Here is a 20,125-nt window from a genome sequence, read left to right on the forward strand (position 1 = left end):
TTCAACGATTACCAGCGGTATATCTTGAACAAGCGCAGCTGACGGAATTGCTAGTCAGAAGCGCTTTTTAATTGCTTGATTACAGTAAGGGAGCGAACGTGTTATGCTAGTCGTCTATGATTCCAAAACAGGCAACGTCAAGCGTTTCATCAAAAAATTGAATATGCGGGCGGTGCCGATTGATGAGAGGGAAGAAGTTGACGAGCCGTTCGTGCTAGTAACATACACAACAGGGTTCGGCCAAGTTCCAGAGAAGGTAACTTCGTTTCTAGAAAGCAACTCTGGCATGCTCCGCGGCGTTTCTGCGAGCGGCAACCGCAACTGGGGAACCGGGTTCGCAAAAAGCGCGGATACGATCTCACAAATGTACGATGTTCCAGTGATTTTGAAGTTTGAATTGTCAGGTACGAATCAAGATACGCAACATTTTGTCGAAAGGGTGCGAACCATTGAAGCATATTGAATTGAATAACGAATTGATGCAGCGCGGTGCAGACGGATTTTACCAGCTTGATAAAGATAAAGAGGCTGTCGCTGCATTTATGGAAGAAGTGGCTGAGAAGAGCGTGAAGTTCGACTCCCTCAAACATAAGCTAGAATACTTAATCGAAAACGATTATTACGATAATGTATACGAAAAGTATACATATGAGCAGGTTGAAGCTGTATTTACACTAACGGCAAACAGCGGCTTTGAATTCCAATCCTACATGGCTGCATCGAAGTTCTATAAGGACTACGCGATGAAGACCAACAATAAATCGCAATACTTGGAGCAATATTCCGATCGTGTAGCCATCGTTGCCTTGCATTTGGGCGAAGGCGATGCAGCTAGAGCACTTCGAATTGCGGAAGCGATGATTGACCAACGTTTGCAGCCAGCTACCCCTACCTTCCTCAACGCAGGCAAGAGCCGCCGCGGAGAAATGGTTTCCTGCTTCCTGCTAGAAATGGACGACTCTCTTAACTCCATCAACTATGTACTCGGCACATGTATGCAGCTCTCCAAAATCGGTGGTGGCGTAGCCGTCAACCTATCGAAGCTTCGTGGACGCGGTGAGCCTATTAAAGGCGTAGAGGGCGCAGCAAAAGGCATTATGCCGGTGCTGAAGCTTATGGAGGATGCTTTCTCCTACGCAGACCAAATGGGACAACGCAAAGGTTCTGGTGCAGGCTACTACAATATTTTCGGCTGGGATATTATCGAATTCCTTGATTGCAAAAAAATTAACGCAGACGAAAAAGCACGTATTAAAACTCTTTCGATCGGCCTAATTATTCCGAATAAATTTTATGAGCTAGCTGCTCAAAACAAACCGCTATTCGTGTTCGGTCCACATTCCGTTCAGAAGGCATACGGCAAGCATCTCGACGATATGGATATGGACGAGATGTACGAAGAGCTGCTGGCTAATGAGCTGGTAACGAAGAAAAAAGTAATGAACGCACGCGACATGTTGACAAAAATCGCTTCGATTCAACTAGAATCTGGCTACCCATATATTATGAACAAATCGAATGCTAACAGCGTTCACGCTTTGAAGGATATCGGCTCTATCAAAATGTCCAACCTGTGCACAGAAATATTCCAGCTTCAGGAGACATCGGAAATTAAGGATTACGGCTACGAGGATGTCATTAACCGTGATATTAGCTGCAACCTTGCTTCCCTTAATATTGTTAACGTAATGGAGCACAAAAAGGTGAAGGAATCGGTACATGTTGGTATCGAAGCTTTGACGACGGTTAGTGATTTGTCCAATATCGACAATGCACCAGGCGTTCGAAAAGCGAATGAGGAGCTTCACTCCGTAGGACTTGGCGCGATGAATCTGAATGGATACCTTGCGAAAAACAAAATCGCTTACGAAAGTGAAGAAGCGAAAGATTTTGCCGGCGTATTCTTTATGATGATGAACTACTACTCCATTGAGCAAAGCATGGAAATCGCCAAAGAGCGCGGGATTACTTTCAAAGACTTCGACCGTTCGGAGTATGCGAAGGGCACATACTTCACTCGTTATGTGGAAAATGATTACCGTCCAAAAACAGACCGCGTGAAGGAATTGTTCGACGGTATGGAAATTCCATCACCTGAGGACTGGGCTGCACTTAAAGTAAAAGTCCAAGAACACGGCTTGTACCATGCTTATCGTCTGGCGATTGCGCCTACACAAAGCATTTCGTATATCCAAAATGCGACTTCAAGCGTAATGCCGATTGTTGAGCATATCGAAACACGTACGTATGCAAACTCAACTACTTATTATCCAATGCCTTATTTGGCGCAGGAAAATTACTTCTACTACAAATCGGCTTACAACATTGATCAGTTCAAGCTGATTGATCTTATTGCAGAGATCGGACAGCATATTGACCAAGGTATTTCGACTGTACTGCATGTTAACAGTAATGTGACGACTCGTGAGCTGGCGCGCTTCTATGTTTATGCTGCTCAAAAAGGTCTTAAATCGCTTTATTACACAAGAACGAAGCGGCTTTCCGTTGAGGAATGCACGAGCTGCGCAGTTTAAAATATAAGAAAGTATATGTTTTTCATATACTTTTCTTATATTTCTCCGCGAAACGAAAGCTATGCCTCTAAAAGACGGCATAGCCGTTTACGCTTGAGTACTATTTAAATGACGCTTACGTAGCAAAGAAGGAGCTCACCAAATGAAAGCAGTAAACTGGAACCGCCCAGATGACGATTTCACGTTAACATTCTGGCAGCAAAATGTAATGCAATTTTGGACGGATGAAGAAATTCCGTTATCAGATGATAAAATGGACTGGATGGAAATGACGGACGCGGAGCGCACGCTGTACAAAAACGTGCTCGGCGGTCTGACTTTGCTTGATACGATTCAAGGCGGCGTCGGCATGCCGAAGATTTTGGAGCATGTTGATGGCTTGCAGCGCAAAGCAGTATTGTCATTTATGTCGATGATGGAGCAAATCCATGCCAAATCGTACAGCAGCATCTTCACTACACTTGCTTCTGGCGAAGAGATCGACGAAATTTTCCTGTGGGTTGAGCAGAACGAACAGCTTCAGAAGAAAGCAAACTTGATTTCTTCTTGGTATTCGAACATCACTGGCCCGAAAGAGCTTTACAAAGCGATGGCTGCTTCTGTATTCCTGGAGAGCTACTTGTTCTATAGCGGATTCTTCTATCCGCTTTACTTGGCTGGACAAGGTAAAATGACGAGCAGCGGCGAAATTATCGATTTGATTTTGCGTGACGAGAGCATCCATGGCTTGTACGTTGGCGTTCTAGCACAAGAGTTGTTCCAAACGTTTAGCCCTGAGGAGCAAGCACAGCTGGAAATCGAAATTTATGCATTGCTTAACGAGCTATACGAGAATGAGATTGTGTATACAGAGCATCTTTATGCGCCGCTTGGCCTTGCTGAGGAAGTAAATGTATACGTCCGCTACAATGCGAACAAAGCGCTTATGAATCTTGGTATGGAGCCGCATTTCCCTGAGGAAGCGGTAAACCCAATCGTGTTCAATGGTATCAGTACCCATACGAAGCAGCATGATTTCTTCTCCAAAAAAGGTAATGGCTACGTACGTACAATTCACGTTGAGCCGCTTAATGATGATGATTTTGTTTTCAACTTCTAATAAAACTTAATTTAAATGCAACATACGAGTCGCTCTTTATTCAGCCTTCTAGGCAGAAAAAGAGCGATTTTTGATTTTTTTATTGAGGAAACAATTGACACATTATTCTTTCGATGTTAGTATTTCCCTCTCAAAACTTGCGCGGAGGTAAAAAATAGTGATTACAGTTCATGGGATAAGTAAATCGTATCAGGTTGCTAAACGCTCTTCAGGCGTTAAGCAAGCAGTAAAGGCATTATTCAAAAGGGAATACAAAGTTGTGGAAGCGCTTAACGATATTTCATTCACGATTGAGCCGGGTGAAATTGTAGGGTACATCGGACCTAACGGGGCGGGCAAGTCAACGACCATTAAAGTGATGAGCGGCATTCTTGTGCCAGACAGCGGTACATGTACGGTTATGGGTTATACGCCGTGGAAGGATCGGGTCGCGTATGTGAAGCATATTGGTGTTGTTTTCGGTCAGCGTTCTCAGCTGTGGTGGGACGTGCCAGTCATCGATTCCTTTGATCTGCTGCGGGATATTTATAAGGTGCCAGTGCAGGAGTATCAAAGCACATTAGCATTGCTTACAGAAACGCTTGAGCTGCAGGAAATTATTCAGATGCCAGTAAGACAGCTTAGTCTTGGACAAAGGATGCGCTGCGAAATTGCGGCTTCCCTGCTGCACAGCCCAAGTGTACTATTTCTGGATGAGCCCACAATTGGCCTCGATGCCGTATCCAAAATCGCTGTGCGCCGCTTCATTAAGACGATAAATGAAGAGAAGGGCGTTACGATCATTTTGACCACTCATGACATGAATGATATTGAAGCGCTGGCGAACCGGATTATTCTTATTGGCAAAGGAAAGCTGCTTTATGATGGCAGCCTAAGTGCGATACGCAGCCAGTTTGGAACACAAAAAACGATAACCGTCGTATACAGCCACCGGGCTGAGCCGCTTGAGATTGCTGGTGCTGTCGTTGTAGAATGGTCGCCTGAGCGTGCTGTGCTAAGCGTCGATACAGCTCAGGTTGTCATAAGCGATGTGCTCATCCGTCTGTCTGAGCAGGTGGAGCTTCTCGATGTCACGATTGATACCTTGCCTATTGAAGATATGATCGTTCAGCTGTATAAGGAGCATCAAATATAATGAAAGCGTATATTTCGGTATTTAAGCTGCGTCTCACATACGGATTGCAATACCGTACCGCAGCGCTGGCGGGAGTTGCGACTCAATTTTTTTGGGGTTTCATTATCATTATGGTGTTTGAGGCGTTTTATAGCGGGACAACGACTCCGCCTCCAATTTCATTGAAGCAGCTTATCACATATGTATGGCTGCAGCAGGCTTTTCTTTCGTTCGTTATGTTGTGGTTCCGTGACAATGAGTTATTCGGACTTATAACGACAGGCAATATTGCTTATGAGCTTTGCAGACCTAGCGGCATATACGGATTATGGTATGCCAAGCTTATTGCACAGCGGCTCTCGAGTGCCATTCTAAAAAGTATCCCTGTTTTGATAGTAGCTTTTTTTCTGCCAGAGCCTTACCGGATGCCGCTGCCAGAAGATCCAGCAGCCTTTGTTTTGTTTATCGTTGCATTATTGCTTGGACTGCTTATGATTGTTGCCCTTTCTATGTTGATGTACATATCCGTGTTCGTTACGCTTTCACCGGCTGGTTCGCTGCTCATGTTTGGTGTAATCGGCGAATTTCTGGCAGGCATGGTTATACCCGTGCCTCTTATGCCCTCATGGCTGCAAAACATTGTATATGTGCTGCCGTTTCGATGGACAGCGGATTTCCCATTTCGAGTTTACTCGGGACATATTGCTAAGGAAGAAGCGCTCATCGGCATCGGTGTTCAACTGCTTTGGTTTGTTGTACTAGTGGGCTTAGGCAGGCTGGCAATGGCAAAAGCATTACGTAGAGTTGTGGTGAATGGAGGGTAACCCATATGAGATTGTTCGGTAAATATATTTTGATCATGTTTAAGTCGCAAACGCAGTACCTTACCTCATTTTGGCTGCTCTCCTTAGGTCAATTTTTTGTCCCATTTTCTGTTTTTGCTGGATTATATTTCATGTTTGAGCGATTTGGCCAAATTGAGGGTTGGAATTTTCAAGAAGTAGCGTTATGCTTTTCTATTATTCATATGTCATTTGCGATTAGTGAATGTTTTGCACGCGGTTTTGATTCGTTCTCTACGTTGGTCGTTAACGGAGATTTTGACCGTCTGCTGGTTCGGCCGCGCAGTACCGTGCTTCAGGTACTCGGCTCGAAATTCGAATTTTCACGTGTGGGACGGCTGCTGCAAAGCGTAATCATCTTGACGTGGGCTTTAAGTGAGCTTACGATCGAGTGGACATTGCTTAAAACAATAACTCTTATTTTTATGATTTTAAGCGGTGTCTTTGTTTTCTCTGGTATCTTTATACTCGCTGCAACGATGTGTTTTTGGACGGTTCAAGGTCTTGAGATTGCAAATATATTTACGGATGGAGGGCGAGAGATGGCCCAGTATCCGTTAAGTATTTATAAGAAATGGGTGACTCGTTTTTTTACGTTCGTCATCCCTTTCGGAAGTGTCAATTATTTGCCTTTGCTCTACTTGTTAGACAGAACCTCTGGGAATGAACTGCTCTATATGATTTCGCCAATAGCTGGCATCCTCTTTATTTTGCCTTGTCTGCTTGTATGGAACATCGGTGTTCGTCATTATCGCTCGACAGGCTCTTAATATGAACAGCACTTTATGATAACAGCAAAGGAGCGTAATGTTATGAAATCAATAGCGGTACGGGAATTAGCAGCGCAATTATCATTAGAAATATTAGCAGGAGCCGATAAGCTCGATCGACAGATTGCTAAAGCAAGAGCCTATCGACCAGGACTTGAATTTGTTGGATATTACGATTTTTTCCCACAGGAGCATGTTCAAATTTTGGGCAGGAAGGAAATTACATACCTGCACTCATTAAGTGAAGAAGAACGAAATCATCATATTGGCAATATTGTTAAATATCATCCGCCTTGCTTTGTAGTTACTGCGGGTCAGGAAGGTCTAAAATATTTGACCAAATATTGCGATCAAGAAGGTATTCCTTTGCTGCGAACGAAGCTTCCAACGGTGCAATTGCTTGGCATGCTGGATGCTTATCTGCTCAAAACGCTTGCTCCGGAAATATCGATTCATGGGATTTGCTTAAATGTGCTTGGCATTGGCGTGCTGCTGCGCGGCAAGTCAGGCATTGGCAAAAGCGAAACAGCCCATACGCTCATCAAACGGGGCTCTAGGTTAGTTGCTGATGATATCGTTGTACTAAAAAAGCTGAGTTCACAAACGCTGCTTGGCACGCATAATGAGAAAACAAAGGAGTTTCTAGCTCTGCGCAGCATTGGTCTTATTAATGTTGTGAGATTGTATGGCAGACAGGCGTTTCAAGACGAGACGAGAATTGTACTCGATATTGAATTAACGAAGTGGCGTGATAATGAACTCAATAATGATTTAGAGCTGGAAACCAAATTTACAGATTATATGGGTGTGAAAATTCCTCATATTGAAATCCAAGTGCAGCCGGGCAGAGACGTTGCAGGTTTAATTGAGGCAGCCGCGAATAATTGGTACTTAAAGCAGCAAGGCTATAGTGCGGTAGAAGAATTTATGAAACGGCTGGAGCAAGGCTAGCGGCTTTGTCAATAATCCCGATAAAGGATTAACATGCAAACGACTATCCAAATACTTGCAAATCATGTTACACTATGGGCAGAGAAAGCTCATCCTAGCGCACAAGTCCTGACAGATTCGAAGGAGGAAATCGCGTGGAAAACTGCTCAATCGTAACAAAACCTGCGCTTCATTTGGCGGGTATCAGCTACTGCGGTCCATATTCATCCTTTCCGGATGAAGCGATTCGGCTGCAGACCGAGTTTTTGACACGCAAGCACGAGTTGAATGATGCAACAAAATCGACCGTATTGTACAGTCCGTACTTCGGCAATGAAGTGTTTGCTACCTACTGGGCTTGTTATGAAGTCCAGCATCTGGAGGAATTGCCTCCTGGTATGGTACAATTCACGATTCCTGAACATCGTTATGCGATGGTCGCTTGCTCCAATAAAAGAATCGGCGAAGGGTACGAGCAGCTTCATGCTTGGATAAATGAGTTGCGGCTAGAGAAGCAAGAAAACGCCGTATCGCTGGAGTTGTTTTATATTGACGAGCATCATTTGGAGGAAGAGCCGGTAGAGCTGCTTATTCCGCTCAAAGGATAACCTATATGAAGTGCTTGCACACAAACGAATCGGAGTATGGAATGGATAACATTCGAGCCGGATCATTTTGTGACAGCAAGCACTTTTTTGTTTGGGATTGAAACAGATTCAGAGAAGAGGATTTCAAATGTCAGCTATGAGAGATGGGAATAAGCGCTCGTTTCTGCAGTATGTCAGCAAGCTAGTTATTGCTGGTATTGCGGCTGGTGCTGTGAGTGGAATCGTGTTAGGCTTTACGATGAAGCTGCTTGAGCACCTTACCGGATCAGCGGTATATGTATTGCTTCTTAATATTGATTTCATAGAATGGCTGCCTTATAAACGAACGGAGACGCTTGAATTTATCCTTCATATGGTTGTTGCGCTTCCACTCGGTATTATTTATTTATCCCTGTTGTCGCTTTGGAGAGCTCCGATAGGACTAAGCCTTGGCATGAGTATAGCAGTCGCATGCTGTACGTGGATTCCACTTACACAGCTCTCAGAGCGTACTCCAGCGACTAGCGATGTACAAGCTCTGATTTGGTGGTTGCTTGGTCATCTCTTATATGGCGCTGTACTATCGTTGTTTGGCGTGACATGGAGTAAGAAAGGAATGTTGGAAAAATGAATTATGCGTTATATATTGTAGATGCATTTACGAATGAAAAATTCAATGGCAATCCTGCCGCCGTTTGCATTGTAGACGAGCCTCAGTCTGAACGCTGGATGCAGCAGGTGGCAGCGGAAATGAATCTCTCAGAGACGGCATTTATTGAGCAGGGAGCAGAGCATTATGAGTTAAGATGGTTCACACCGATTGCTGAGATTGATTTGTGTGGACATGCTACACTTGCTACAGCACATATATTATGGGAAACAGGAAGACTGCCACAGCACGAAACGGCACGATTTATGACGAAAAGCGGGTTATTGACCGCTGTGCATAAAGGGGACTGGATGGAGATGAATTTCCCTTCCGAGCCACCGGAAGCAGCTGTTGCACCTGAGGAGCTCATTCAGGGTCTGGGTCTCATTCCGAGATATGTTGGCCGCAATCGAATGGACTACTTTGTAGAGGTAGACAGTGAGGATACACTGCGTACGCTGCGGCCTGACTTTGGGATGCTTGCCCGTCTGAGCGCCCGCGGAATTATCGTTACAAGCCGTTCAACAGATGCTGCGTATGACTTTGTATCTCGGGCTTTTTTTCCTGGTACAGGGATCGATGAAGACCCCGTAACGGGATCGGCCCACTGCGCGCTCGCGCCATATTGGGCGAAGAGGCTCCGCAAGCAGGAGTTAACTGGCTATCAGGCATCGGAGCGCGGAGGGATTGTGAAGGTAAGACCGGAAGGCGAGCGAGTGTATTTGCAAGGACAAGCAGTGACCATTCTGAGAGGACAACTGGAGGGTTAATAATATGTTAATGTTGAAGCTGCCAAAAGAGCAGAAGGAGCAGTTGATTGCTAGCATTCAGCAGTATTTCGAGCTGGAGCGTTCGGAGACGCTGGGATCGATTGCGGCGGAGCAGCTGCTTGATTTTATGATACAAGCGGTTGGGCCGCATGTTTACAATCATGCGATTAAAGATGCTCGCCAAACGGTGCTTGAGCGGATGCAAACGCTGGAAGACGAGCTTTATTCATTAGAGAAGCCAACTGCGGCAAAGCGATAACGATAGGGCTTGGCAGCTGTTAGGTACAGCGAGAAGGCAGGACAGCTATTGAAAATTGTAAGCATATGACGAATATTGAGTACTTACGCTTTTCTCAGAAGCAAACAAAAAAAAGGCACTGACCATCAAGGCTAAACGCCTTATGATCAGTGCCTTTTCATTGTTTATGCTTTTGATTTTTTGGAAGCAGCTGATGATTTGAACGGGGTTACTTTATTTTTGCCCGTCGTTTTGGAATAGTACATCGCTTCGTCAGCCTGCTTAATCATTTCTTGAACAGCCTTGCTTTCTTTGGAGGTGCTGAAGCCGACACTTATTGTAACCATCGTTTCCTGCTCGACTCTGCGCCGAATGGATTCAGCTACAATTTCAGGTTTTACGCGCTCCGTGCTAATGCAGCTTAGCAGCTCTTCTCCGCCATAACGGCCCGCTGATCCGATGCCGCTCGATTCTTCCTTAATAATCTCGGAAACCTGCTTCAGTACGCCATCGGCTTTATGGTGGCCATGGGTATCATTCAATTTCTTGAAGTTGTCGATATCGCAAAAAATAATAGCCATCGGCTTGTTGCTCTGAAGCAGCTGCTCCGCCTTCGAAGAGAAATGGCGCCGATTATACAATCCAGTCAAGCCATCCATAATAGACGATTGATAGGTAAACATCAACCTCTCGATTACCCACTCGAACAAGAGGATAAACAATAGGGTATAATACACAATCGGCAGCAGCTGGCTAATCGTCAGCAACCAAGTCAATGAGCCATGAAATACATAGGCATTCGACAGCCTAGCAAGCTCGCTTGCAAAAAACACGATTAAGCTCGCGTAATATTTGGAGCTCATGTGGGCGCTTCTCGTATCAAGCATAATCATGAAAATAACGATTAATCCATAGAAATCGAGTGCCGGGTATGTAAAAGCTTGCGCATGAACGACCGTGTCCATCGAATTGGGCATAATCGCAAATTGTATGCCTGCAATAACGAATGTCATCATACTCATAATGATAAAGGGAATGACTTTAAGCTGTGCCGTTCGATGAGTATATAATTTCATGAAAACAAAGTTTATAATAATAAAAGATAGGATTTGAAGTATGGTAAAGGCTAAATGTAGAAATGGTGATAATGACCAGCCTGGATAAGCAAGCACGACGAGCAGGCATTGCTTAATAATAATGATTGGGATGGCTGTAATGAGCAAGCGATAAATTCGTTTGTTGCGGTAGCTTACATAAAGCCGAACCGACATGAAGAGCATTAAGATCAGAATGACGATGACCGCCGATGAAGAGAGCAGTTGTCCATTTGGGCCTGAAAGCCATTGTGTAAGAGTCATGAGTTACCCACCGTTATCTAGTATTAGTTTCAATAGCTTTACAGAAACATATGTTCTAATATATCATGTTTTACGGTGAACGAATAGTTGGAATACATGTTTTACGTTGAAAGGATGGGACACATGAATATTTTACAAGCGTTATTTTTTCCACCGGAGCAGCCGGGCGGAGTTTCTTCCATGATCCCGTATATTCAAGATAGATTCATTAAGTTTGGTTGGCAAATGGAATTGTTCTCTCTGCCTAAGCGGGTAAGAAGCAAAGGGCAGGAAGAAGTGACATTCGAAACCTTTGATCATACGATCTACAGCGGAAATGTAATGGTCGATAAATATATTCAAACGTATAAAGATTACGTATGGTGGACAAAGATGCGGATCAAAAAACCATACGATATTATACATGCGCATCATCCGATTGCTGGACTTGTCATGAAGCAGCTATTTCCAGATACTCCGCTTGCGATGACGATCCATTCCAGCTATGAACGGGAGCTTATTCTAAACGGCAAGATTAAAGAGGGCGGACCTGAACACCGGTTTCTTATGAGTCTTTATGGCGAGCTGGAGGCGAAGGCGGATCAATTGCTGACCGTTTCCGAGTCCTTCCGTACCTATATCGCTCCTCATATCAAGCATCCAGAGAAAATAAAGGTTATTCCAAATGGTTTTGACGAGAAACGATTTAAACCGATATCCCATGAGAATGCGGTAACGCAGCTCATTACGGTGTGCAGGCTCGTCCCTGCCAAAGGACTTGATGTTCTGCTGCGCGCATGTGCAGAGCTTAAGCAAAAGGGTCATCCGTTTGTTCTTCATATCATTGGCGATGGACCGATTCGCGAGGAGCTTGAAGCATTAGCAGTTGAGCTTGATTTGTATGATGATATTATCTTTTACGGCTATATGCTGCATCCGGAAGAGTTTATGCCGTTTTTTGATGTATTTGTATTGCCTTCTCGCGCTGAGGCCTTCGGCTCTGTGTTCGCAGAAGCTGCTTTATGCTCGCTTGCGCTTGTCGGCACGAATGTAGGAGGCATTGCCGAGCAAATCGAAGATGGCGTTAATGGATTGTTAGTACCGCCGGAAGATGCGACAGCTCTTGCTGATGCGCTGGAGAAGGTCGTAACCGATCCCACTTATCGCTATCATCTGGCAAGGTCTGGTTCAGATAAAGCCAAAAAGGTATATTCACTTCAACGAGTGATTGCACAGCTGAAAAAAGTTTATATTCATATGAAGCCGGAATAACGGCTCATTCTATCGGAATAGGCGGTTATAAAATGTCGGTACCTTTTCGATTTATCCATGCAGCAGATTTGCATTTAGACAGCCCTTTCCGAGGGCTTGCGAAGGCTCCGGATCAGGTGCGAGAGGTGCTCAGCGAGTCCACCTTTGCAGCGCTGCGTCAGCTAACGCAGACCGCCATTCGCGAGCAGGTAGATTTTATCGTGCTGGCTGGCGATTTGTTCGATGAAGCAGACCGTTCGCTCAGAGCACAGCTTATGCTCGTACGAGAGTGGCAAAAGCTGCAGGAGCATGGAATATCCGTATATGTAATCCATGGAAATCACGACCCGTTAAATGGCGAGCGAGCAGACTTAGAACTGCCGGCAAACGTGCATATATTTGGAGCGGATCAAATGGAATATCGGCCGGCTTACCGTACTAACGGTGAGCTGGCTGCATTTGTTTACGGAAGGTCATACGGAAAACGCGTCGTCTCGGAAAATATAGCTGCGGCTTATCAAATACAGCAGGAAGCGCCCTTTCATATCGCGCTGCTGCACGGAAATGTTGATGGCGATGGAACGCATGACCCGTATGCTCCATGCTCGCTGAGCGAGCTGATCGGTGGCAAGGGCTTCGATTATTGGGCGCTAGGCCATATCCATAAACGAAGGGTGCTGCATGAATACCCTCATGTCGTATACGCAGGCAACACACAAGGAAGAAATCCGCGTGAAGTAGGAGCAAAGGGCTGTTACTTGGTGGAGGTAACCGCTGCAAGAGCGGTAGAGCTGACCTTTATGCCGCTGGATGAAGTCAGGTGGCACGAGTATGACTGCTCCATCTCTGAGCTGAGTACAGAACAGGAGCTTTTGCAGCAATTGGAAGGTTTAATTGACAGAATATTAGCTGAAGCGGAAGGCCGCTCGGTTATGCTTCGACTTTGTTTGACAGGTCGCGGGCTGCTGCATCAGAAGCTCTCGGAGCCAGCGATTGTTCGAACGCTGCTTGAGCAATTGCAGGAAGGCAGGGCGATATCATCAGCTGAACCATGGATCTTCGTGCATGGGCTAGAGGTGAATACAGGGGCTGCGATCAACTGGGAGGAGCTGGCGGTGGAAGACAGCTTTACCGGAGAGCTCGTTCGATTTAGCGCAGCATTAACGGAGGATGAGAAGTTATGGCAGGATTTTGCCAAAAATGCTGTGAGCCCGGCAGCAGGGCATGCGAAGCTTGGCAGACTTATGTTTAATCATTGGGACGAGCCTCCCGAGCGATGGCTAGAGCAAGCGCGCGAGCTGACGCTTGGTTTGCTTCATGATCATGAACGTGGCGGATGATGATAGGGCGAGTGCAGCTTGTATCTGCAAAAGCCTATAGGAGATGACAGGAAGCATGAAGCTTTTGAAGGCTGAAATTGACGGTTTCGGACAGCTATATAGGAAGCAAATACCGCTCGATGCGGCGGTCATTATCGTATATGGTCCAAATGAAGCGGGAAAAAGCACGATGTTCGGCTTTATCCGATCGATGCTTTTTGGTTTTGCCAAACGCGGACAGTCGAATGAGCGGCAAGAACCGGTGAATGGCGGCAAGCATGGCGGTCGGATGTTTTTTCAAAGTGCAGAAGATGAAGCATACGTGGTTGAGCGATATGCGGCTGACGGATTAGGCAAGCTTAAGCTGCGCGCTCTAAGCCATGCAGCTGGCAATGACGAATTGTTAAATGATCCATTCATTAGCGTCATTGCTGCAGCAGATAAATCTCTCGAAGAAGCAGCGCTCACACAAACGGAATGGGAACGGCAGTTTCTAGGAGGCATTAGCGAAAAATTGTATCGACAGTTGTTCGCTATTACGCTGACTGAACTGCAAGAAATCGGCGCATTGTCGGGAGAAGAGCTTGGACAATATTTGTATCAAGCAGGGTGGGACAACGGAAAATCGATAGCAGCAGCTGAGAAGCGTTTAGCACAGGAGATGGATCTTCTCTTTAAGCCTCGCGGAGCTAATCAACAAATTAATCAACATTTGAAAACGCTTGAGCAAATAGATGCTCAGCTTCGGAAGCGCGCAGATGCCATTGTCTCCTATAATCAGTTGACGCAGCAGACGGGCCAGCTGGATGCATTCTTGCAACAGCTGGAATTGGAGCTGCCAGCAAAAGAAGCAAGGCAAATGCTGCTTCATAAAGCTTGCACCACTAGGCCATTGTGGATTCGCAAGCAGCAGCTGATGATTGAGCGCGAGCAAGTCGCTTACGCTGCAGAGCTCTCGCCGCATGCGGAGAAGGAATGGGACGAGCTGCAAAGGCAAAGAGCTGAGCTGCGCGAAGAAGCTGAGAAGCAAAGGCAGAAAGCGCTGCTAATGGAGCTGCAGCTTGAAGCGATAAGTTATGATGAGCAGCTTCTCCGTATTGGAGATGAGACGGAAGCTCTGCTTCAGGCAGCTGAGAGTATGCGCCAGCTGAAGCAGGACAGCATAGAGCTGGAATCAGAGCTGCGCGAGCATGATGAGATGATTGCGAGGCTCGTTACCAGCATCGCGCCGGAATGGACAGAGCGTCAGCTGAGGGAGCTTCACGTTACGATAGCCGATCGTGACTTTGTGCGCAGCGCTAGGCAGCAGGAGCTGGAGCACGCGCGAGGAGAGGAGCGATTCGCGGCTGAGCTTGAGACGCTTAAGCAGCAGGAGCAGGAAGCGTCTATCGCTTTGGAGGAGGCGAGGTCAGCCGCCGCACGGGAGAAGGAGCGCAGCGAGCAGGAGGGCGGCACCGGATTTGAGGTGCTGCCGCGCACGCGAGATGCGCTGAAAGGGGCGTGGAACGCCCTCGATAGCGCGCTGCGCGAGTGGGAGCTCGAGCGCGCGCGCTCTGCCGGAGCCGCTGCAGCCGCAAGCGATAGCGAGTCGGCTGGCCGCGGCGCGGCAGCTTCGGGCCGAGGCGGAGCCGGCCCTTGGTGGGCTGCTGCGGCAGGAGCGGGCGGAGCCGCGCTGGCGCTTGGAGCTGCCGCGCTTGGCGGAGCAGGGCGCGGTGCAGGTATTGCTGCGCTGGCGCTGGCGGGAACGGCGCTTGCGTTTGTTGTTGTGGCGCTGCTGCGGAGTCGCGGCGCTGGGAATGCAGCAGCAGGCGAGAGCAGCGATCAGCTGCGTGGACGCGGGCGTTCGCGAGGGCGCGGCGGTGCAGCCGTGCTCACTGGCACGGAACTTAATGAACGAGAAAAACGAGTGCATCAAGCTTTAGAGATGATTGTACATAATCCGCAAGAGGCAGCGGCTGCCCTGCTTGCGGCAAAGCATTACAGCTCGCCAGAGCATCTGCTCGCTGCGGAACAAGCGCGCACACAGCTGCGCGCCGCAGTCGAAGCCCGTCTCGAGGCGCTGCAGCGCAGCGAGCGCCTCATCGACCATAGCAGCGAGCTCGCCCGCCGCCTAGAGCGGCTGCGCGCGCACGCTGCAGGACGCAGCGAGGCTGCCGCCGCTGCTGCACAAGCAAGGCAAGCCATCGCCCATCAGTGGGCTGACTGGCTTGCAGCTCGCTCACTGCCGGCGGGAATGTCGCCGGCCGCTGCGCTCGAAGCATTCGAGCTTGCCGAGCAAGCTTTGCAGCGGCTGCAGCATTATGACCGGCTGTCGGCGAAACAAGCCGCCGCAGGCAAACAGCTGGCTGCTTTCGCTGCGCAAGCAGCTGAACTGTGCGGGCATTTCAAGGAAGCGGCCGCAGCAGCGGCTGCTGACCCAGCCCTCGCGCTGCGCCTGCTGCATGCCGAAATTCGCCGCCATGCTGCAGCCAAACAAGAAGCGCGCGCTATTATTGCGCGCCGCGATGAGCTGCGCATGTCGCAGCAGGCTGCTGAATCCCGGCAGCTTGAGCTAGAGAGCCAAGTGTTGATTGCAGTGGAAGCGGCTGGTCTATCAAGTGAAGCCCAATATGAGCTGGCTATTTCGCATCATAGCATATGGACGGCGCTTGAGCTTGAGTTGTCGAAGCTTGCGTTGGAAATAACGGCTGGCATGTCAGCGGAGAGAATTTCCGAGCTCGAGCATTTATTTGGCTGCTACGATGAAGAGCAGCTGCAGCAGCTGCATTTGGAGTCGCAGACGGAGCTGAAAGAGCTGGAGCGGCAAAAGCAGGAACAGCTTGAAAAGCGGGGGAGAGTGCGGCAGTCGCTAGACCATCTTCTGCAGGAAGCGGAGCATCAAAGGCTGCTTTCTGATAAAGCGATGACGGTTGCCCAGATCGAGAAGGATGCAGAGCGGTATGCGGTTCTTTCTATTAGTGCAGCATTAATTAGCCGAACTAAACGTGTTTATGAAGAAGAGCGTCAGCCTGTCGTGCTTCGCAATGCATCGCGCTTTATGATGGAGCTGACAGGTGGAAAATATATTCGAGTACTTACAACGCCAGGAGAACCGGGAATCAGGCTGGAAACAGCGGAGCACCGTCTCATCGACAGCGGAATGTTAAGCAGAGGAACAGCGGAGCAGGTTTATTTGGCGATGCGCCTTGCTTTGGCGGAGGAAGCAACAAGTGGAGCGAAGCTTCCTCTTATGCTGGATGATGTGTTTGTTAATTTCGACAAAGGCAGGCTGCATGCAGTAACCAAGCTGCTCGCATCCTTATCGAGTGAAAGGCAAATGATAGTTATGACTTGTCATGAGCATGTTCGAGACGCAATGCTCGAGCATTGCGAGGGTGCGTTACTCGTACAAATATGATGATTTATAGCAGCCAGCTGCTCTCTAATGAGTAATAACACGTTTGCGGATAATTAAGATGAGCCAGCCCAAGCTGACCAAGCCGAATAACGGATAAAGAGTGGATAGAAGCGGACCAAATCCGATTTGGCTGGCTACATAACAAATCGCGAGGATAAGTAGTACAATCAAGCTCCGAGCCCATTTCAAACGCTCATGAAGCTGAAGGGTGAGGCCGTAAATGTCTGCAATGAGTGTCGTGAAGATTTCAGCGAAAATAATGAAAACGTAAATAAACTGTACGCTAGGCCCTAGCTGCCTAGCAATCCCGCCCATCGGTATTGCGAATTGTTGAATGCCTGGCATATGAACGGAAAGCGCGATGTGACCAGCCAGCAGCATGAACCCAATTCCGATTCCTCCGACCCATGAGCCAGCAATAATGACCTTGCGGTCACGAATTTCTGCTCCCAGCGGTACAAGCACAGCTTGCGACATTGAGAGGTTGAAGGCGGTATATAAAAAAGGTGAAGCCCAAGCGGCCCAGATGGAATGGTCGCTTGATAAAGTAATGAACTTGTCTGCGCCTGGCGTTTGAAATGTATTGATTATGATGAGTACAGTGAACAGCAGCATAACAGGGACGACGATCGCATTGACCGTCAGAATAGCATTCATTCCTTTGCGGAGCAAAAAATAACAAGCGGCAATCGTAATAAGCAGACCTGATTGATAAGAAATATTCCAATGCTCATAAAAGATGGTGCCGGCACCTGCGAGCATAACAGCGGTTACGCCAAGGAGTACGACTAACATGAAGTGGCTGATAAGTCGTCCATATTTGTCGCCGAACAATGCTTTATTTAAGTCTTCGTACGACTTTGCTCTAATTTCACTTGCAATGAGCATCATCTTGGTGCCTAGCCAAATGAACAAAATGGTAGATATAACAATCGTGACCGTACCCCAGTAACCGAAGCGGGTAAAAAACTGAAGTATTTCTTGGCCGGTGGCAAAACCGGCCCCCACGATTGTCCCCATGTAAGTTGAAGCGATTTGCAATACTTTCCCAGTACGTTTCCACATCGTCTACCGTCCTCCGTTCGAAAACCCTCTATAATTAGAAGGTATGTCCAAACGGGGACAGGCATGACTTTTTTCAAAATATTACGAATTTCTACGGGATATTTAGAAGCAGAGAGGGCCTTCATTCTAGCAGCGGCGGTAGTGCTGTGGTGTATTTCATTCAATGGCAGCCTTGGTTTGCTCTTTACATTAGTTACGCATGTTAAATTCTGTCTAGCTGGTAGCGAGAAGCTTAATGGAAATGATTTCATTATGCTCGGGATCAAGATCCAGCTTAAGCAGCGCTTTGTTTGCTTTGTAAGTGAGCAAATATGCGGTTTGCTTCTCAGGCTTGCCGAGTGCAAGCAGTGCAGCTTCCGGATTGTCGCCGATTTGCAGGCCGCTTAGGCCAGCTTGAATGTTTTTTTCAAAAAGCTCTATAAATTGTGTTTTTTTCTTAGCATTGATTCCAACTGCAAATCCGTCATATTCAAGCACGGTAACAGGATCCGTCTCTTCCTCAAGCTTGTAGCTGTCTTGCGGATTGCCAAACTGCTTAACAACAGAAGCATGGGTATCGCCAATTGCTACGCCATGGAGAAGAGGCGCGTCTGCTTGCCACAATGCATCCTCACTTTCGGTTTTTACCGGCGCTTTGGGATTCTCTGACTTGCTGACTGCTGAGGTTTCAGCGTTTGTATTGCTGCTCGTATCCACCTTGTTCATATGAGGCTCGTCCATTTGAATCTCATTTTCCGTTAGCTCAGAGTAAGAGTTCTGAGGGCTGTTAGGCTTGCTCGTCTGTTTGGTCAGAAGAGGAGCTGTGTCATCCGTGTAAGTATCAGGCGTGGTTGTCGATGCGCTCTGGCAGCTGGCAAGCAATAAAGCAAGCGTTGAAGTTGCCGCGACCATAGCCGCTTTTTTCGTAAATAATCGATTGGTTTTCAAGGTTTTCACTCCTTTCCCTATAGGAAATATCATCGGTATAATGAACCATATTTATAAATGTGCTGCTAAATTCGTTCAAAAGTTATGTTATTAAATTAGACGTGTAAAATGTGGTAAAAGTTTCTCTATTTTACTGTAGATATGAAATTTCTCGCTCGAATTCGCTTGATTTTTTTGGGATTAAAAACGATCCCTTCAATAGGGTTGCACTTTTTGCCTGACCTATGGTACGGTATCAAAAAGGATTTTGGTGGAGGTAATGAAAGATGGAAAGTTTAAAACAACGTATTTTAGCAGAATCATCCGTATTGTCTAGCAATGTACTGCGGATGGATGCTTTGATCAACCACCAGGTCGACCCAGCATTGACAATGGAAATGGGACAAGAGTTTGCAAGGCGCTTCGCGGAGGAGCAAATTACGAAGGTGATAACGGTGGAGTCGTCGGGAATACCCGCTGCCTTTGCAACCGCATATACTCTAGGCGTACCGCTCGTTTTCGCTCGCCGCAAGAAGACATTAATTGCTGATCCGGATGCTTATGTGGAACGTGTTCCTTCCTTTACAAAGGGAATGGTGACTGATATTATGGTGTCCAAACAGTTTCTAACGGCTGAAGATCGGGTACTCTTTATTGATGACATTATTGCCAACGGCGATGCAGCGCGTGGATTGATAAAAATTATTCAGCGCTCGGGAGCAGCTTTAGTTGGACTTGGCGTCGTTGTCGAGAAGTCATTTCAAGCTGGAGGAAGAACATTGCGGGAACAAGGAATTCGTGTGGAGCCGCTCGTTCGCATTTCATCGCTTGATAACGGTGAAATTAAATTTGAGTAATAAGTTCCAGTGCAAATGTTCTTTTCGCATCCGGCATTATCGCTTATAATGGTACAGAAGTGATCGAGGGGAGGCACATACTATGGGGGAAATGTCTGCAGAGTTTATGTATACAAAGCTAAGCGATGCTAAAGTCCACTTTGAGCGTGCACTAGATTGTAAACATACGGAATTTGATGATTTATATCCTTATATGATTGAGCATCCGCAATTTTTCTGGTACAAACGTTATGTCGCGTGGTCAGAGCTGCTCACTATCGTGAAGCTTTGCGATGAATTGTCTATTGAATGGCGGGAGCAATTCACTGACCGTCAAGGCGAATATATCGGCAAACGGGTGATGTCATCACGCGTGCTGGATGAGTGGTATGAAACGAACGACGCGAAAGAGCATGCAGGTTAACGTAAAGAATGATATAAGTATAAGTTAAACCTTATTATTATTTTATATTTTGAAGTA

19 protein-coding genes are annotated in these 20,125 nt (G+C 47.0%); 16 read left to right on the forward strand and 3 right to left on the reverse strand.

The genetic code is table 11. The features are described 5' to 3' along the window. Window positions 1–103: 103 nt before the first annotated feature. The 11 genes from nrdI to AC1DM9_RS11035 all read left to right on the forward strand — a co-directional run bounded on the left by nrdI (window position 104) and on the right by AC1DM9_RS11035 (window position 9,554). Window positions 104–463, forward strand: a complete 360-nt coding sequence (gene nrdI / locus AC1DM9_RS10985; RefSeq protein ID WP_076270063.1) for a class Ib ribonucleoside-diphosphate reductase assembly flavoprotein NrdI — start codon at window positions 104–106, stop codon at window positions 461–463. Beyond that, the gene (nrdE, locus tag AC1DM9_RS10990; protein ID WP_076270062.1) at window positions 450–2,534 is read left to right on the forward strand and encodes a class 1b ribonucleoside-diphosphate reductase subunit alpha; all 2,085 of its coding nucleotides are present in this window, start codon (window positions 450–452) and stop codon (window positions 2,532–2,534) included. The genes nrdI and nrdE overlap by 14 nt, the downstream gene beginning before the upstream one ends. Before the next feature lie 142 nt (window positions 2,535–2,676). Beyond that, window positions 2,677–3,633, forward strand: a complete 957-nt coding sequence (nrdF, locus tag AC1DM9_RS10995; protein WP_076270061.1) for a class 1b ribonucleoside-diphosphate reductase subunit beta — start codon at window positions 2,677–2,679, stop codon at window positions 3,631–3,633. Between the two features lie 157 nt (window positions 3,634–3,790). Next, the gene (locus tag AC1DM9_RS11000; protein ID WP_477579958.1) at window positions 3,791–4,768 is read left to right on the forward strand and encodes an ABC transporter ATP-binding protein; all 978 of its coding nucleotides are present in this window, start codon (window positions 3,791–3,793) and stop codon (window positions 4,766–4,768) included. Further along, window positions 4,768–5,571: an ABC transporter permease gene (locus AC1DM9_RS11005; protein ID WP_477579960.1), complete on the forward strand. Its 804-nt coding sequence runs from the start codon at window positions 4,768–4,770 to the stop codon at window positions 5,569–5,571. The genes AC1DM9_RS11000 and AC1DM9_RS11005 overlap by 1 nt, the downstream gene beginning before the upstream one ends. Before the next feature lie 5 nt (window positions 5,572–5,576). After that, window positions 5,577–6,359, forward strand: coding sequence for an ABC transporter permease (locus AC1DM9_RS11010; RefSeq protein ID WP_076270058.1), 783 nt, complete (start codon window positions 5,577–5,579; stop codon window positions 6,357–6,359). A gap of 42 nt (window positions 6,360–6,401) precedes the next feature. Next, window positions 6,402–7,310, forward strand: a complete 909-nt coding sequence (hprK, locus tag AC1DM9_RS11015) for an HPr(Ser) kinase/phosphatase (protein ID WP_441909840.1) — start codon at window positions 6,402–6,404, stop codon at window positions 7,308–7,310. A 134-nt stretch (window positions 7,311–7,444) separates the two neighbouring features. After that, a complete protein-coding gene (locus AC1DM9_RS11020) occupies window positions 7,445–7,897 on the forward strand; it encodes a GyrI-like domain-containing protein (RefSeq protein ID WP_076270056.1) in 453 nt (150 codons plus the stop codon). A gap of 127 nt (window positions 7,898–8,024) precedes the next feature. After that, complete coding sequence (locus tag AC1DM9_RS11025) at window positions 8,025–8,507, forward strand: hypothetical protein (protein WP_477579962.1); 483 nt, start codon at window positions 8,025–8,027, stop codon at window positions 8,505–8,507. Beyond that, window positions 8,504–9,295 (forward strand): PhzF family phenazine biosynthesis protein, encoded by a 792-nt coding sequence (locus AC1DM9_RS11030; protein ID WP_477579964.1) that lies wholly within the window; start codon window positions 8,504–8,506, stop codon window positions 9,293–9,295. The genes AC1DM9_RS11025 and AC1DM9_RS11030 overlap by 4 nt, the downstream gene beginning before the upstream one ends. Before the next feature lie 4 nt (window positions 9,296–9,299). Continuing rightward, window positions 9,300–9,554: a DUF2164 domain-containing protein gene (locus AC1DM9_RS11035; protein ID WP_076270054.1), complete on the forward strand. Its 255-nt coding sequence runs from the start codon at window positions 9,300–9,302 to the stop codon at window positions 9,552–9,554. Window positions 9,555–9,718: 164 nt separating this feature from the next. Here the strand turns inward: AC1DM9_RS11035 and AC1DM9_RS11040 are convergent, their stop codons facing one another. After that, a complete protein-coding gene (locus AC1DM9_RS11040; RefSeq protein WP_430061726.1) occupies window positions 9,719–10,891 on the reverse strand; it encodes a GGDEF domain-containing protein in 1,173 nt (390 codons plus the stop codon). A gap of 123 nt (window positions 10,892–11,014) precedes the next feature. Here AC1DM9_RS11040 and AC1DM9_RS11045 point away from each other — a divergent pair, with 123 nt between their 5' ends. From AC1DM9_RS11045 to AC1DM9_RS11055, 3 genes are read left to right on the forward strand one after another with little or no spacing between them, the layout of a single operon-like run. Beyond that, on the forward strand, window positions 11,015–12,142 hold the full coding sequence (locus tag AC1DM9_RS11045) for a glycosyltransferase family 4 protein (protein ID WP_339208561.1): 1,128 nt from the start codon (window positions 11,015–11,017) through the stop codon (window positions 12,140–12,142). 32 nt (window positions 12,143–12,174) lie between these two features. Beyond that, window positions 12,175–13,461: a metallophosphoesterase family protein gene (locus AC1DM9_RS11050; protein ID WP_477511198.1), complete on the forward strand. Its 1,287-nt coding sequence runs from the start codon at window positions 12,175–12,177 to the stop codon at window positions 13,459–13,461. 55 nt (window positions 13,462–13,516) lie between these two features. Continuing rightward, a complete protein-coding gene (locus tag AC1DM9_RS11055; RefSeq protein ID WP_477579967.1) occupies window positions 13,517–16,837 on the forward strand; it encodes an AAA family ATPase in 3,321 nt (1,106 codons plus the stop codon). Between the two features lie 24 nt (window positions 16,838–16,861). On the opposite strand, the gene AC1DM9_RS11060 is transcribed toward AC1DM9_RS11055, so the two are convergent. Both AC1DM9_RS11060 and AC1DM9_RS11065 read right to left on the reverse strand, forming a co-directional pair. Beyond that, window positions 16,862–17,902, reverse strand: coding sequence for a YkvI family membrane protein (locus tag AC1DM9_RS11060; protein ID WP_076270049.1), 1,041 nt, complete (start codon window positions 17,900–17,902; stop codon window positions 16,862–16,864). A 213-nt stretch (window positions 17,903–18,115) separates the two neighbouring features. After that, window positions 18,116–18,829 carry a hypothetical protein gene (locus AC1DM9_RS11065; protein ID WP_477511196.1) on the reverse strand — a complete coding sequence of 238 codons (714 nt, stop codon included), beginning with the start codon at window positions 18,827–18,829 and terminating at the stop codon, window positions 18,116–18,118. 266 nt (window positions 18,830–19,095) lie between these two features. Between AC1DM9_RS11065 and AC1DM9_RS11070 the strand changes: the two genes are divergently transcribed. Both AC1DM9_RS11070 and AC1DM9_RS11075 read left to right on the forward strand, forming a co-directional pair. Next, window positions 19,096–19,665, forward strand: coding sequence for a xanthine phosphoribosyltransferase (locus AC1DM9_RS11070; RefSeq protein ID WP_076270047.1), 570 nt, complete (start codon window positions 19,096–19,098; stop codon window positions 19,663–19,665). An 82-nt stretch (window positions 19,666–19,747) separates the two neighbouring features. Then, window positions 19,748–20,068, forward strand: a complete 321-nt coding sequence (locus AC1DM9_RS11075; protein WP_076270046.1) for a hypothetical protein — start codon at window positions 19,748–19,750, stop codon at window positions 20,066–20,068. The last annotated feature ends 57 nt before the right edge of the window (window positions 20,069–20,125 follow it).

The organism is Paenibacillus sp. 01T431 (genome assembly GCF_056398625.1).

Excerpts from the sequence above, each read along its gene's own strand:
- nrdI (WP_076270063.1), top strand. The coding sequence starts at position 104 with ATGCTAGTCGTCTATGATTCCAAAACAGGCAACGTCAAGCGTTTCATC.
- nrdF (WP_076270061.1), top strand. The coding sequence starts at position 2,677 with ATGAAAGCAGTAAACTGGAACCGCCCAGATGACGATTTCACGTTAACA.
- AC1DM9_RS11005 (WP_477579960.1), top strand. The coding sequence starts at position 4,768 with ATGAAAGCGTATATTTCGGTATTTAAGCTGCGTCTCACATACGGATTG.
- AC1DM9_RS11010 (WP_076270058.1), top strand. The coding sequence starts at position 5,577 with ATGAGATTGTTCGGTAAATATATTTTGATCATGTTTAAGTCGCAAACG.
- hprK (WP_441909840.1), top strand. The coding sequence starts at position 6,402 with ATGAAATCAATAGCGGTACGGGAATTAGCAGCGCAATTATCATTAGAA.
- AC1DM9_RS11025 (WP_477579962.1), top strand. The coding sequence starts at position 8,025 with ATGTCAGCTATGAGAGATGGGAATAAGCGCTCGTTTCTGCAGTATGTC.
- AC1DM9_RS11030 (WP_477579964.1), top strand. The coding sequence starts at position 8,504 with ATGAATTATGCGTTATATATTGTAGATGCATTTACGAATGAAAAATTC.
- AC1DM9_RS11035 (WP_076270054.1), top strand. The coding sequence starts at position 9,300 with ATGTTAATGTTGAAGCTGCCAAAAGAGCAGAAGGAGCAGTTGATTGCT.
- AC1DM9_RS11040 (WP_430061726.1), bottom strand. The coding sequence starts at position 10,891 with ATGACTCTTACACAATGGCTTTCAGGCCCAAATGGACAACTGCTCTCT.
- AC1DM9_RS11045 (WP_339208561.1), top strand. The coding sequence starts at position 11,015 with ATGAATATTTTACAAGCGTTATTTTTTCCACCGGAGCAGCCGGGCGGA.
- AC1DM9_RS11050 (WP_477511198.1), top strand. The coding sequence starts at position 12,175 with ATGTCGGTACCTTTTCGATTTATCCATGCAGCAGATTTGCATTTAGAC.
- AC1DM9_RS11055 (WP_477579967.1), top strand. The coding sequence starts at position 13,517 with ATGAAGCTTTTGAAGGCTGAAATTGACGGTTTCGGACAGCTATATAGG.
- AC1DM9_RS11060 (WP_076270049.1), bottom strand. The coding sequence starts at position 17,902 with ATGTGGAAACGTACTGGGAAAGTATTGCAAATCGCTTCAACTTACATG.
- AC1DM9_RS11070 (WP_076270047.1), top strand. The coding sequence starts at position 19,096 with ATGGAAAGTTTAAAACAACGTATTTTAGCAGAATCATCCGTATTGTCT.
- AC1DM9_RS11075 (WP_076270046.1), top strand. The coding sequence starts at position 19,748 with ATGGGGGAAATGTCTGCAGAGTTTATGTATACAAAGCTAAGCGATGCT.